Here is a 12366-nt window from a genome sequence, read left to right on the forward strand (position 1 = left end):
CGTGCGTTTGTTTCGATACAGCAGTTCTGGCTTGGACGGGTGGTCTGGGTTACTCTGATCCCAAACCACAACAAGAGCAGATTTCAATCATGATCAATCGTCGGGTATTTTCTGTCGGTCTTGGATCGACCCTCTTGGCCGCCTGTTCAGGTGGCACGCAAACCACAGCTCCTGCATCGCGGATGCGGCCGGTTCCGAATGCCGGGTGGGACGCCTGGGTAGCCGGTTTCAAAACTCGCGCCGCATCGCAGGGGATTTCGCAAACAACCCTAAACCGTGCGTTCCAGGGGGCAGGCTATTTGCCCGGAGTTATCGAACGTGACCGCAATCAGGTCGAGTTCAAGCGTTCGCTCGAGGATTATCTGGCTATCGCAGCCTCGGATGAGCGGATCGAGACAGGCCAGCAGATGATGGTTCGGCACGCCGCAACTCTGTCGCAGATCGAGGCGCAATATGGTGTCGACAAAGAGGTTGTCGTCGCTGTCTGGGGGTTAGAGAGCCGATATGGCGCGCGGCGCGGGGATGTGCCGGTGGTTTCGGCAACGTCTACATTGGCCTATGACGGGCGACGCGGTGCGTTTTTCGAAAAACAGCTGATCGCGGCGCTTCAGATCATTCAGGCGGGGGATACGACGCCGGACAAGATGACCGGCAGTTGGGCCGGTGCAATGGGGCATACTCAATTCATCCCGACCTCTTATCTGGCCTTTGCCGTGGATCATACCGGCGACGGCAGGCGTGACATCTGGTCCGAGGACCCCTCAGATTCGCTCGCGTCGACAGCGGCCTATCTAGCTCGTTCGGGATGGAAGCGTGGGCAGCCCTGGGGGGGTGAGGTCGGCACGGTTTCCGGTACACCCGTCGCGGTGCTGCAGCCGCAGGTGCCGGGGCCGCGCATTGCCGTGTTCCGCAATTTTCAGGTGATCAAGCGGTACAACAACTCGGATAGCTACGCGATTGGAGTCGGACACCTGTCAGACCGGATCGCGGGGGGCGCGCCTTTTCAGGCCTCGTTCGGGCCGGATGCGACCGGGCTGACGCTGGAGGACCGCAAAGAGCTGCAGCGCCGTCTGACCGCTGCGGGTTACGACACGCAAGGCGCGGATGGGGTGATTGGTAACAACACCAAATCCGCCATCAGCGGCTATCAGCGCGCCAATGGCCTTCCGGTGACCGGAGAGCCCTCGGTCGCGCTGTTGCGCAGGTTGGGCGGCTAGGTGCTTTAGGCCGCCAGACCTTTCGAGCCGATATCCAGGAATTTCTGGCGGCGGTCGCGTATTAGGGCTGCAGGGTCTTTGCCGTCGAGCTCTTGCAGCATCGAGGCAATCGCCGCACGCACCGATTCAACAGTGGCCGAGGGATCGCGATGGGCCCCGCCCTTGGGCTCGGTGATGATCCGGTCGCAGACGCCCAGCTTATACAGGTCTTGGGCGGTCAGGCGCAGCGCCTCGGCGGCCTCGCGCATCTTTTCGGCATCTTTCCACAGGATCGAGGCGCAGCCTTCGGGCGAGATCACCGAATAGACCGAATGTTCCAGCATCGCGACGCGGTTCGCGGTGGCAAAGGCCACAGCCCCGCCCGAGCCGCCTTCGCCGATGATCACCGACACCAGCGGCACACCGATCTTCAGACACATCTCGGTCGAGCGCGCGATGGCCTCGGACTGGCCGCGTTCCTCGGCCCCTTTGCCGGGATAGGCACCAGCGGTGTCGATCAGGGTGATCACCGGCAGGCCAAAACGCCCCGCCATTTCCATCAGGCGAACGGCCTTGCGATAGCCTTCTGGGCGGGCCATGCCGAAATTGCGTTCGATCCGCGATTTGGTGTCTGATCCTTTTTCGTGGCCGATCACCATCACGGGCTGATCGTTGAACCGCGCCAACCCGCCGATCACCGCGAGATCGTCGGCAAAATTGCGGTCGCCGGCCAGAGGGGTGAATTCGGTAAACAGCTCTTTGACATAGTCCTGACAATGAGGGCGCATGGGGTGCCGCGCCACCTGGCATTTGCGCCACGGGGTCAGATCGCCATACAACTCATCCAGCAGCTTGGCGGCCTTGGCATCCAGCGCGGCGGCTTCTTCGGCCACGTCCATTTCTTCGTTGGCGCGGGCCAGCGCGCGCAGTTCCTCGGCCTTGCCTTCGATCTCGGCCAGCGGTTTTTCGAAATCCAGATACTGGGTCATGACGCCTCTCAACGCGGAAGTTCCCTGCTATATGACCTGACGTCGCCTGGGATGCAACTCAGCAAGATTTGTGGATCGGCAATATGTTTGTGTGAGGGGGCAAGGAAGAAGGACGAAACCGGATGGCAAACAGCTATGAAACCCGCATCCTGCGTGTGCTTGAATATATCCACGACAACCCCGCAGGGGATCTGTCATTGGATGCACTTGCGGATGTGGCGGCGATGTCGAGATTTCACTGGCACCGTGTGTTTCGGGCAATAACGGGCGAAACCTGTGCGCAGGCAGTGCGTCGGATCCGTTTGCACCGTGCCGCCAGCCGGTTGGTGCAGACCGACGTGCCGGTTGCGCAAGTGGCCAACGACGTGGGCTATCCGAACCTGAACTCCTTCGCGCGGGCGTTCTCTGACGCCTATGGCACCAGCCCTGCCGCCTTTCGCAAGGCCGGTCTGTTCCTGCCAGCACATCCACATTTCAAAACAGGAGACTACCCGATGCACCCCGTTGAAACCCGTACTGAACCTGCCCGCCGGATTGTCGCGTTGAAGCACCGCGGCAACTATGCCGAGATCGGCAGGAGTTTTGAAACTTTCGGCGCGTTGTGCGAATCCCGCAAGCTTTGGCCTCAATTAGGCCCGGTCATTGGTCTTTACCTTGACAGCCCCGACGAGGTGCCCGAGCAGGACCTGCGCAGCTACGCAGGCGCGGAATATCGTGGAGACGCGGCCCCGGACGGGATGGAAGACCTCAGTATCCCCGGCGGTAAGACCGCTGTCTTGCGCTACAAAGGTCCGTATTCCGGTATTCATGCCGCCTATCACAGCCTGTTCGGCAATTGGCTGCCGGACTCAGGCGAAGAGCCTGCGGATCAACCCTGCTATGAGATTTACCTCAACGACCCACGCGATACGCCGCCCGATGAACTGCTGACGGAAATCTGCCTGCCGCTCAAGTAAATCAAGCAGGCCAAAGGACCGGATAGAGCGACGCAACCAGCAGCGTGGCCATGGTCCAATTGAAAACCAACAAACGGCGCGGGTTCGTGAGGACTCGCGCCATTTGCTGCCCAAGTACCGTCCATGTGCTGACCGATGGCAGATTGACGGCGCCAAAGATCAGCGCCACGATCAAAATGGCCTCGGGCGTGCGGCCCGGTGAATAGGCCGTGGTCGCTGTCAGGGCCATGGCCCACGCTTTTGGATTGACCCATTGAAATGCGGCAGCTTGCAGAAACGTCATGGGCGTTCCAGCCTCGGCCGCTTGACCTGAAGGTGCGGCATTGGCGATTTTCCAGGCCAGGAATAGCAGATAGATTACGGATGCGATTTTCAGCACCGTGTAACTGGTTGGGTATTGGTCGAAGACAGCCGCCAGACCCAGTCCAACTAAAACAACCATGAAGGTGAAACCCAGCCCGATGCCAAGCATATGAGGGATTGACCGGCGGAACCCGAAATTTGCGCCCGAGGCCATCAGCATCAGGTTGTTCGGTCCCGGTGTAATTGAAGAGACAAAGGCAAAGGTGATCAGGGCCAGAAGCAAGTCATAGGTCATGGCGCGCAGCATTGCCCAGAAAACGGCAAATGAAATTGCAAAATTGTGCGTGCGTCTTTATTTTTAGCAACAAATGTCGAAGATAGATCAAATAAACCAACATATATTGCGTGAATTGACCCGAGATGGCCGTATCAGCAACCTGGAATTGGCCGACCGTGTGGGTCTGTCCCCCTCGGCTTGTTTGCGCCGGGTGCAGGAGCTGGAGCGCTCAGGCGTAATTTCAGGTTACCGCGCAGTATTGAACCCTGCGGCGTTAGGGGTGGGCTTTGTGGCCTATATCGGTGTGGGGCTGGGCGAGCATACAAAAGCGGCGCAGGAAGGGTTCGAACGCGCACTGCAAAACGCGCCCGAGGTGGTTGAATGCCACAACATCACCGGAACGATCGAGTACCTGTTGCGCGTAGAGTGCCAAGATCTGCCCACCTACAAAACATTCCACACCGACGTTTTGGGAACACTGCCGCATGTCACCTCGATCACGTCATACGTGGTGATGGGTTCTCCCAAAGATATGCGCGGATGACTGCGAAAATGTGATTGTTAACTCTCTTGCCGGGTAATTTCCGACGTCCTAGTGTTGAACAAATGTCCCACCGAAATGGGGAATAACCTCAAAGGGACCGTATCAGGGAGAAGACCATGAACCTCGTTCGAACCGGAGCACTTGCCGCTGCCTTGGCGATTTTCGCCGGGGGTGCGTTGGCTGCACCCTTGAAACTGCAACCGGCAAACCCGCAACCCAATCCCAAACCCGGATTGGATGTGAAATACGCATGGGAAGGGAACCCTCCTCGCAAAATTCAAAACTTGGCCAAAGTTGGTTTTCTTCTGAAGAAAGCCAAGTCAGGTAAACCACTGCGTGGCTTGGATTATCGTGATACGACCGAAGGCGATCCGGTTTTGACATTCAACGAGGCGTTCAACGTCGCAGCCGAAGTCACTGGGTATATCAAGTTCGACTCACCCGGTGTCTATGAGCTTGAGACTTGGTCGAATGACGGTATCGACGCTTGGGTCGGGGGGCAGCAGATCGGCTATGTCAATGGGCGGCAAGGCTGCGAAGCCAATCAGAGAACCGAGGTCGAAGTGCCACAAGCCGGGTGGTATCCGCTGAAGATCACATATTTTCAGAAATATGGCACATCCTGCCTGATGATGAAATCGGGCAAAAAGGGCGAGCGTTTTACATGGACGCCCAACGACGTCTTCGGTCGGTAAAGAAAAAGGCGCCCCGGGGGGCGCCTTGCTTCGTTAACCGTTGGCGGCGATCAGTTCGGCCTGTGCCACGATCACCTCGGCCTGTTTGATCGAGGCGATATCGACCAAACGCCCTTTGAAGACGGTTGCGCCTTCGCCATTGGCCTTGGCCTGTTCCATTGCCGCCAGGATCTCGCGCGCCTCGGACACCGCTTCGTCCGACGGGGTGAAGACCTGATTGGCCAGCGCGATCTGCTTGGGGTGAATCGCCCATTTGCCCACCATACCCAGCGTGGCCGAGCGCTTGGCCTGTGCGATATACCCCTCATCATCCGAGAAATCGCCGAACGGGCCGTCAACCGGCAGCACGCCATGGGTGCGGCAGGCGGCGACGATGGCGGCTTGCGCCCAATGCCACGGATCGGACCAGTGCTTTTCGCCCTCGCGCAGCATGTAATAGTTTTCCTGCGTGCCACCGATGCCGGTGGTTTGCATCCCCATCGAGGCCGCAAAGTCTGCTGCCCCAAGGCTCATGGCCTGCAGACGCGGGGAGGAGGCCGCGATGGCTTCGACATGGGCGATACCAGCGGCGGATTCGATGATGATTTCAAAGCTGATCGGCTTGGTGCGGCCCTTGGCGCGCTCGATCGCCGTGACCAGCGCGTCAACGGCATAGACGTCCTCCGCACAACCCACCTTGGGTATCATGATTTGGTCCAGACGGTCGCCGGCCTGTTCCAGCAGATCAACCAAGTCGCGATACCAGTAGGGCGTGTCGAGGCTGTTGATGCGGACGGACATGTATTTGCCGCCCCAGTCGATTGTGTTCAGCGCCTCGATCACATTGGCACGGGCCACGTCCTTGTCGGTGGGGGCGACGGAATCCTCAAGGTCCAGATTGATCACATCGGCCGCCGAGGCCGCCATTTTCGGGAACAGCTTGGTGTTCGATCCGGGGCCAAACAGCTGACAGCGGTTAGGGCGGGCAGGGGCGGCGGGTTGAAGGCGAAAGCTCATCTGGACCTCGTGCGAGTAAGGAAATTACGATTTTCTTGCCTCATTGGGTATTAAATTGCGCAAGCCTGCGCAAGCGCCTTTGTGCAGATGCGGCATTGCATTCGCAGCATTCACCAAAATACGCTGCGTCCCCGGTGGTTAAAGTTTAATCGGTTTGAGAACATGAAAGATTTTTGCGGAATTTTGGGTAGTTGTGCAAAAATTTCCCAACCGGCCTCATGTTGCCCAAGGAATTCGCGAAACTCTCGCCTGCCGGCTCCACTAGCCTGCGTCGGAATCAAAGGAGTGCACCGCAATGATCGAGACACCGTATCTGTTGTTTTTGGGCGATGCGCCCGACCAGTTGGCCGCAAAAGTCGCCATCGGCATCCGGGACTGGCGTCCCGAGAACGCCGTGGGCCAGTACCGGATGGAGGGTTGCAAGGCCGATCTGGGCATGACCGACCTGACTCTGGCCGAGGCCAAAGCTGCTGGGGCGAAAACGCTGGTCATTGGCGTTGCCAACCGGGGCGGCGTGATCAGTGCGGCGTGGAAGAAAGTGCTGATCGAGGCGCTCGAGATGGGGTTTGATCTGGCCTCTGGCCTACATAACCTGTTGCGCGATGAGGGCGATCTGGTGGCCGCGGCGCAAACCCATGGCTGCACGTTGCACGACGTGCGTGTGCCGACTGTTGGCTATCCGATTGCCAATGGTAAAAAGCGCAGCGGCAAGCGGTGTCTGGCCGTGGGGACCGATTGTTCGGCGGGTAAGATGTATACCGCCATGTCGATGGACGCCGAGATGCGCAAGCGGGGCATGAAATCCACTTTCCGCGCCACGGGGCAGACGGGCATTCTGATCACCGGGCAAGGGGTTCCGCTCGACGCGGTCGTGGCCGATTTCATGGCCGGGGCGGTCGAATACCTGACGCCCGAAAATGACGCCGATCACTGGGATCACATCGAAGGGCAGGGGTCACTGTATCATGTGTCCTATTCCGGTGTGACCATGGCGCTGATCCACGGCGGTCAGCCCGATGCGCTGATCCTGTGTCACGAACCCACACGGACGCATATGCGCGGCCTGCCCGAATATTCTCTGCCGTCGCTGCCGGATCTGCGTGACGCGGCGCTGCCGTTGGCGCGGATCGCCAATCCGGCCTGTCAGGTTGTCGGCGTCTCGATCAACACGCAGAACCTGAGCGAAGACGACGCGCGTGCCTATATCGCCGAGGTTGAGGCCGAGATGGGCTTGCCCGCAACCGACCCGTACCGCTTTGGTGCGGGTATGCTGGTTGACGCGCTGGCGGCGCTGTAACACGGTCGGACCAAGGTTTTTCGTCGAAAAATCTTGGTCACTCTGCAGGGGAAAGATTTTTGATGCGGATAGACGTTTCGCGGGATGTGTTTCGGTTGGCGCAGGTGTTCACCATATCGCGCGGGTCGCGGACCGAAGCCAATGTGCTGACCGTACGGATCTCGGACGGGGTGCATCAGGGCTGGGGCGAATGTGTGCCCTATGCGCGGTATGATGAAACGCTGGAGTCGGTCGAGGCCGAGATCGCGGAATTGCCTGGGGATTTCACCCGTCAGTCACTGATGGAGCTGCTGCCTGCTGGGGCGGCTCGAAACGCTGTGGACTGTGCGCTGTGGGATCTGGAATGCAAGCGTGCGGGCAAACGGGCGTGGGACTTGGCCGGTCTGCCGGTGCCGGGCCCCGAGATCACCGCCTATACTCTGTCGCTGGACACGCCCGAGGCGATGCAGGCGCAAGCTTCAGCCAATGCGCATCGTCCGCTTCTCAAGATCAAGCTGGGCACGCCGGATGACATGCCCCGGCTTGAAGCCGTTCGCGCGGGCGCGCCGAACGCGCGGATCATCGTCGACGCGAATGAGGGTTGGTCGGCCGCTGTTTATGCCGACCTTGCCCCGCATCTGGTGCGTTTGGGTGTGGCTCTGGTCGAGCAACCCTTGCCTGCCGGTGAAGATGACGCGCTGATCGGAATGGAGCGTCCGGTGCCCGTGTGCGCCGACGAGTCCTGTCATGATCGCAGCAGCTTGCCCTGCCTCAAGGGCAAATATGATGTGGTCAACATAAAGCTCGACAAAACCGGCGGTCTGACCGAGGCTCTAGCGCTGCGGCAGCAGGCGCTGGCCGAGGGCTATAAGGTCATGGTCGGTTGCATGGTTGGCAGCTCGCTTGCGATGGCCCCTGCGACCTTGTTGGCGCAGGGTGCGATGGTAACGGACCTTGACGGCCCGCTTCTTCTGGCCGAAGACCGCACCAACCCGCTTATTTTTGATGACGCCGGAGTGCATCCGCCAAAAGCGGCGCTCTGGGGCTGAGGAGAGTGACATGACCCGCACCGTTTACGTGAACGGAGAGTACCTGCCCGAGACCGAGGCCAAGGTCTCGATCTTTGACCGTGGTTTCCTGATGGCCGACGCCGTTTATGAGGTGACCAGCGTGCTGGACGGCAAGCTGATCGATTTCGAAGGCCACGCCGTGCGCCTGAAACGCTCTCTGGGCGAGCTGCAGATGGCCGAGCCATGCAGTAAGGATGAACTCCTGGCTATTCACCGCGAACTGGTCGAGCTGAACGGGATCGAAGAAGGTCTGATCTACCTGCAGGTCTCGCGTGGCAGCGACGGGGACCGGGATTTCGTGTTCCCTGCGGCCGATACCAAGCCGACGCTGGTTCTGTTCTCCCAGAACAAGCCGGGATTGGCCGACAGCCCGGCCGCGCAGAAGGGCGCTAAGATCATCTCGATTGATGACATTCGCTGGGGCCGCCGTGATATCAAGACAGTGCAGTTGCTGTACCCGTCGATGGGCAAGATGATGGCCAAGGCCGCCGGATGCGATGATGCGTGGATGATTGAGGATGGCTATGTCACCGAAGGCACCAGTAACAACGCCTATTTCGTAAAGGACGGCAAGATCGTGACCCGCCCGCTGTCCAACGACATCTTGCATGGGATCACCCGCAAGGCCGTGTTGCGTATGGCTGCCGAGGCGCAGATGGAAGTCGAAGAACGCCTGTTTACGATCGATGAGGCGAAAGAGGCGGATGAAGCGTTCACCACCTCGGCCAGCGCCTTTGTCATGCCGGTAGTCGAGATTGACGGCGTCGCACTAGGCGATGGCACGCCAGGGCCGATTGCCAAGCGTCTGCGTGAGATTTATCTGGATGAAAGCCGCAAGGCGGCGATCTAAGCAAAAGGCTCGCCAAACCGGCGGGCCTTTTTGATTTCAGCGTTCAACCTTTTTTGGTGACGTTTTCGTCAAAGGCGACCTCGAAGGCGGCCTGTTTTTCGGGGCTGGCTTCGGTCTGATAATTGGCTTTCCACTCATCCATGGTCATGCCGTAGAAAATTTGACGGGCTTCGTCCTTGCCCATCTCGATGCCCTTTTCATTCGCCGCTTCCTGATACCAGCGCGACAGGCAGTTGCGGCAGAACCCGGCCAGATTCATCATGTCGATGTTCTGCACGTCGGTGCGGTCTTCCATCAGGTGCTTTTGCAACCGGCGGAAGGCTGCGGCCTGAAGTTCGATTTCGGTTTGCTTGTCCATGCGCTGACTCCGGATGACAGTATCGTTGTCCTTGACCTAGCGGCCAGGAGGCGATGTTTCAACAAACAGGATGTCAGGCCAGTTTCAAGGCCAGCCAAGGTACGATACAAAAGATCAATGTAAGGATCTTGTAGTTGGCCAGATACCGGAAATACGCTCGTTTCACTTCCGACCGCTCCATCTGGAATAACTTGCTGTGAATGCCGGCAATCTGCTCCTGCAGCAGTAGGACCATTAATGTTGTGAACAACAGCACTGCGATGTTCAGCGCGGCCATCCAGCCAAACACAGAGGTTGCGAATTCCTGGGTCATGGCGATCCCCTTTCGACGAATATGTGGGGATCAGGTGGTATCCTCACAATGAGGTGTGGTCAAAGGTCGCTGGTATCCAGTGCGTCCTGCAGCACAACTGCCAAACGTTCCGCCCAAGCCCGTTGTCCAGCGTGATCGGCGATCAGATCATTGCGCAGCTCGATTAGGGCATTGGGGCGACCAAAGGCGGTGCAGTGCTTGTCGATGGCATCTCCGGGCAGGATACCGGTATAGGGTTCGTTTACGCCGACGCACAGGTGGTCTTCTGCCTGCAACCGGGTGATCAGCGGGCGCGCAAAACGCTCGTCTGGGGTGTGCAAAACGCCCACATGCCACGGGCGGGGGTCGCGCCCCCGCAGCTGTCGGGTAAAGGAGTGCATGGACACAATCACCGCATGGGGTAAGGCCGCCAGCTCGGCCAAAGCATTGTGATAGGGGCGATAACACATGTTCAGTCGCCGTTCCCGCTCGGCCGCGTCGGCGTGACGATTGCCGGGGATGATCGACCCATCATACAGCTTCATCAGCAGGGTCGGGTCATCCTCGCCCCGGTTCGGGTCGATCACCAGACGCGAGAAATTGGCCGCCACTACAGGCGCGTTCAGGATTTCCCCAAGATGTTTCGAGACCTCGTACGCCCCCACGTCATAGGCGATGTGACGCTCCATATCCTCGCGCGGCAGGCCGAGGTCTCCGCCGTTGATGTCGTGTGGGACGGTGTTGGTGGCGTGGTCACATGTGATCAGCCAACGCGAAGGGCGATCTGCGCCGTGGATAAAAAACGGAGAATACGTCATAAGCCTGTCATCTGGTTCGTCGCAGGTGTAGGGCAGTTGCTAATAAAAGGGAATTGCGCAATAAGCAGCTTGAAGCAATGTTTGCGGTAACATTTGCGCGACGCCCAGGGAATACGTAAGGAGAACACCAACAATGCGACGCCTGAGAAATGTGAAAATCGTGGCGACGCTGGGTCCGGCGTCGAATGACTATGACATGATCCGAGCCCTGCACGAGGCCGGGGCCGATGTGTTCCGCTTGAACATGAGCCACGGTAGTCATGATGAAATCCGCGAGCGGCACCGAATTATCCGTCAGGTTGAAAAGGATCTGGACAGCCCGATTGCCATTCTGGCCGATTTGCAGGGGCCGAAACTGCGTGTCGGCGTCTTTGCCAACGACTCTGAGGAATTGGAAGAGGAGGCGGCGTTCCGGCTGGACCTTGACCCGGAGGCCGGGGACATCAATCGCGTTTGCCTGCCGCATCCCGAGATTTTCGCCGCGTTGGAACCCGGCGCACGCCTGCTTGTCAATGACGGTAAAATCCGCCTGATCGTGCAGGAGTGCGGTCAGGATTTCGCCAATTGTACCGTTGAGGTGGGTGGCACGATCTCTAACCGCAAAGGCGTAAATGTGCCTGATGTGGTGCTGCCGTTGGCGGCCCTGTCGGCCAAGGACCGCGACGATCTGGAATTTGTTTGCCAATTGGGTGTCGACTGGCTGGCGCTGAGCTTTGTGCAGCGCGCCAAGGACGTTTTCGAGGCGCGCGCGCTGGCCGATGGTCGGGCGGCGATCCTGTCCAAGATCGAAAAGCCCGCCGCAGTCGAGGCGTTTGACGACATTCTGGATGCGTCTGACGGGATCATGGTGGCGCGTGGCGATCTGGGGGTTGAACTGCCGGTTTCGGCCGTGCCGCCGATCCAGAAACGTCTGGTGCGCAAATGCCGGGGTGCGGCCAAACCGGTCATTGTCGCGACGCAGATGCTGGAAAGCATGATTGAAAGTCCAATGCCCACTCGGGCCGAGGTCTCGGATGTGGCCACCGCGATCTATGAGGGCACCGATGCTATCATGCTCAGTGCCGAGTCAGCTGCGGGTTCCTACCCGGTCGAAGCCGTGCAGACAATGAACAAGGTCGCCATCGAGGTCGAGGCGGACCCGACATATGGTCAGATTATTGCCTCGTCTCGTACGGCCAAGGGGACAACGATCGCCGATGGGATCGTTGCCGCTGCGCGCGAGATTGCAGAAAAGACTGATATCAAGGCGATCTGCTGCTTCACCCAAAGCGGGACTACTGCTTTGCTGACTGCCCGAGAAAGGCCCGAAGTGCCGATTATCGCCATGACCCCGGCCACCGGCACTGCGCGGCGACTATGCCTGAGCTGGGGGTGCCATTGCGTGATGACGCCCGAGCTGGAGCGTTTCAAGGGCGCGGTTGTGAATGCAGCCCGTGCAGCTCGTGCTGGGGGCTTTGCCGCGGAAACTGATCAGATCGTGGTGACTGCTGGTGTGCCGTTTAATGTGCCGGGCACCACCAATATCCTACGTATCGCGCCCTGTGATGAGCGTTTGATTTACAACACAGATCCGGGTTGAGGTCCTGAATTGCTCAATAAATAGGCAAAATATACACTTTAAAAACATATATATAGGTGAAATTTGAGGGTAATCTGCAGTTTCCCCTCTGTTTTTCGCTGTTTTTCTCGGATACTGATTTTCACGGGTAGTCTATTGAATTCGTTCCAGACTCCGGCTGCCCGCCC

14 protein-coding genes are annotated in these 12366 nt (G+C 58.9%); 8 read left to right on the forward strand and 6 right to left on the reverse strand.

Annotation, left to right across the window (positions count from 1 at the left end; genetic code table 11):
- Nucleotides 1–89: 89 nt before the first annotated feature.
- Entirely contained in the window at nucleotides 90–1217 is a 1128-nt protein-coding gene (locus AC2FNR_RS04810; protein WP_170356068.1) for a lytic murein transglycosylase, read from the forward strand.
- Between the two features lie 5 nt (nucleotides 1218–1222).
- Here AC2FNR_RS04810 and AC2FNR_RS04815 read toward each other — a convergent pair whose 3' ends face one another.
- Nucleotides 1223–2185 carry an acetyl-CoA carboxylase carboxyltransferase subunit alpha gene (locus AC2FNR_RS04815; RefSeq protein ID WP_170356069.1) on the reverse strand — a complete coding sequence of 321 codons (963 nt, stop codon included), beginning with the start codon at nucleotides 2183–2185 and terminating at the stop codon, nucleotides 1223–1225.
- A 122-nt stretch (nucleotides 2186–2307) separates the two neighbouring features.
- Between AC2FNR_RS04815 and AC2FNR_RS04820 the strand changes: the two genes are divergently transcribed.
- Nucleotides 2308–3141, forward strand: a complete 834-nt coding sequence (locus tag AC2FNR_RS04820; protein WP_170356070.1) for an AraC family transcriptional regulator — start codon at nucleotides 2308–2310, stop codon at nucleotides 3139–3141.
- A 1-nt stretch (nucleotide 3142) separates the two neighbouring features.
- Here AC2FNR_RS04820 and AC2FNR_RS04825 read toward each other — a convergent pair whose 3' ends face one another.
- On the reverse strand, nucleotides 3143–3739 hold the full coding sequence (locus AC2FNR_RS04825) for a LysE family translocator (RefSeq protein WP_496848260.1): 597 nt from the start codon (nucleotides 3737–3739) through the stop codon (nucleotides 3143–3145).
- 73 nt (nucleotides 3740–3812) lie between these two features.
- On the opposite strand from AC2FNR_RS04825, the gene AC2FNR_RS04830 reads away from it, so the two are divergent.
- Nucleotides 3813–4265, forward strand: coding sequence for an Lrp/AsnC family transcriptional regulator (locus tag AC2FNR_RS04830; RefSeq protein WP_496848261.1), 453 nt, complete (start codon nucleotides 3813–3815; stop codon nucleotides 4263–4265).
- 116 nt (nucleotides 4266–4381) lie between these two features.
- On the forward strand, nucleotides 4382–4960 hold the full coding sequence (locus tag AC2FNR_RS04835) for a PA14 domain-containing protein (RefSeq protein WP_170754939.1): 579 nt from the start codon (nucleotides 4382–4384) through the stop codon (nucleotides 4958–4960).
- A gap of 33 nt (nucleotides 4961–4993) precedes the next feature.
- Here AC2FNR_RS04835 and AC2FNR_RS04840 read toward each other — a convergent pair whose 3' ends face one another.
- On the reverse strand, nucleotides 4994–5956 hold the full coding sequence (locus AC2FNR_RS04840; RefSeq protein ID WP_496848262.1) for an L-malyl-CoA/beta-methylmalyl-CoA lyase: 963 nt from the start codon (nucleotides 5954–5956) through the stop codon (nucleotides 4994–4996).
- 295 nt (nucleotides 5957–6251) lie between these two features.
- Between AC2FNR_RS04840 and dgcN the strand changes: the two genes are divergently transcribed.
- The 3 genes from dgcN (at nucleotide 6252) to AC2FNR_RS04855 (ending at nucleotide 9152) form a co-directional block, all read left to right on the forward strand.
- A complete protein-coding gene (gene dgcN, locus AC2FNR_RS04845) occupies nucleotides 6252–7253 on the forward strand; it encodes an N-acetyltransferase DgcN (RefSeq protein WP_496848263.1) in 1002 nt (333 codons plus the stop codon).
- 62 nt (nucleotides 7254–7315) lie between these two features.
- Nucleotides 7316–8281 carry an N-acetyl-D-Glu racemase DgcA gene (dgcA, locus tag AC2FNR_RS04850; protein ID WP_496848264.1) on the forward strand — a complete coding sequence of 322 codons (966 nt, stop codon included), beginning with the start codon at nucleotides 7316–7318 and terminating at the stop codon, nucleotides 8279–8281.
- Between the two features lie 10 nt (nucleotides 8282–8291).
- Entirely contained in the window at nucleotides 8292–9152 is an 861-nt protein-coding gene (locus AC2FNR_RS04855) for a D-amino-acid transaminase (protein WP_496848265.1), read from the forward strand.
- A 43-nt stretch (nucleotides 9153–9195) separates the two neighbouring features.
- Here the strand turns inward: AC2FNR_RS04855 and AC2FNR_RS04860 are convergent, their stop codons facing one another.
- From AC2FNR_RS04860 to AC2FNR_RS04870, 3 genes are all read right to left on the reverse strand, one after another.
- Complete coding sequence (locus tag AC2FNR_RS04860) at nucleotides 9196–9510, reverse strand: DUF1244 domain-containing protein (protein ID WP_170754950.1); 315 nt, start codon at nucleotides 9508–9510, stop codon at nucleotides 9196–9198.
- A 73-nt stretch (nucleotides 9511–9583) separates the two neighbouring features.
- Complete coding sequence (locus AC2FNR_RS04865) at nucleotides 9584–9823, reverse strand: DUF6868 family protein (protein WP_496848266.1); 240 nt, start codon at nucleotides 9821–9823, stop codon at nucleotides 9584–9586.
- A 59-nt stretch (nucleotides 9824–9882) separates the two neighbouring features.
- Nucleotides 9883–10620 (reverse strand): N-formylglutamate amidohydrolase, encoded by a 738-nt coding sequence (locus AC2FNR_RS04870; protein WP_496848267.1) that lies wholly within the window; start codon nucleotides 10618–10620, stop codon nucleotides 9883–9885.
- Nucleotides 10621–10753: 133 nt separating this feature from the next.
- On the opposite strand from AC2FNR_RS04870, the gene pyk reads away from it, so the two are divergent.
- A complete protein-coding gene (pyk, locus tag AC2FNR_RS04875) occupies nucleotides 10754–12199 on the forward strand; it encodes a pyruvate kinase (RefSeq protein WP_496848268.1) in 1446 nt (481 codons plus the stop codon).
- The last annotated feature ends 167 nt before the right edge of the window (nucleotides 12200–12366 follow it).

The organism is Ruegeria sp. SATB045 (assembly GCF_059613525.1).

Coding starts and splice junctions, on each gene's coding strand:
- AC2FNR_RS04855 (WP_496848265.1), top strand. CDS start 8,292: ATGACCCGCACCGTTTACGTGAACGGAGAGTACCTGCCCGAGACCGAG.
- AC2FNR_RS04825 (WP_496848260.1), bottom strand. CDS start 3,739: ATGACCTATGACTTGCTTCTGGCCCTGATCACCTTTGCCTTTGTCTCT.
- AC2FNR_RS04840 (WP_496848262.1), bottom strand. CDS start 5,956: ATGAGCTTTCGCCTTCAACCCGCCGCCCCTGCCCGCCCTAACCGCTGT.
- AC2FNR_RS04865 (WP_496848266.1), bottom strand. CDS start 9,823: ATGACCCAGGAATTCGCAACCTCTGTGTTTGGCTGGATGGCCGCGCTG.
- dgcA (WP_496848264.1), top strand. CDS start 7,316: ATGCGGATAGACGTTTCGCGGGATGTGTTTCGGTTGGCGCAGGTGTTC.
- AC2FNR_RS04835 (WP_170754939.1), top strand. CDS start 4,382: ATGAACCTCGTTCGAACCGGAGCACTTGCCGCTGCCTTGGCGATTTTC.
- AC2FNR_RS04810 (WP_170356068.1), top strand. CDS start 90: ATGATCAATCGTCGGGTATTTTCTGTCGGTCTTGGATCGACCCTCTTG.
- AC2FNR_RS04820 (WP_170356070.1), top strand. CDS start 2,308: ATGGCAAACAGCTATGAAACCCGCATCCTGCGTGTGCTTGAATATATC.
- dgcN (WP_496848263.1), top strand. CDS start 6,252: ATGATCGAGACACCGTATCTGTTGTTTTTGGGCGATGCGCCCGACCAG.
- AC2FNR_RS04815 (WP_170356069.1), bottom strand. CDS start 2,185: ATGACCCAGTATCTGGATTTCGAAAAACCGCTGGCCGAGATCGAAGGC.
- AC2FNR_RS04860 (WP_170754950.1), bottom strand. CDS start 9,510: ATGGACAAGCAAACCGAAATCGAACTTCAGGCCGCAGCCTTCCGCCGG.
- pyk (WP_496848268.1), top strand. CDS start 10,754: ATGCGACGCCTGAGAAATGTGAAAATCGTGGCGACGCTGGGTCCGGCG.
- AC2FNR_RS04870 (WP_496848267.1), bottom strand. CDS start 10,620: ATGACGTATTCTCCGTTTTTTATCCACGGCGCAGATCGCCCTTCGCGT.
- AC2FNR_RS04830 (WP_496848261.1), top strand. CDS start 3,813: ATGTCGAAGATAGATCAAATAAACCAACATATATTGCGTGAATTGACC.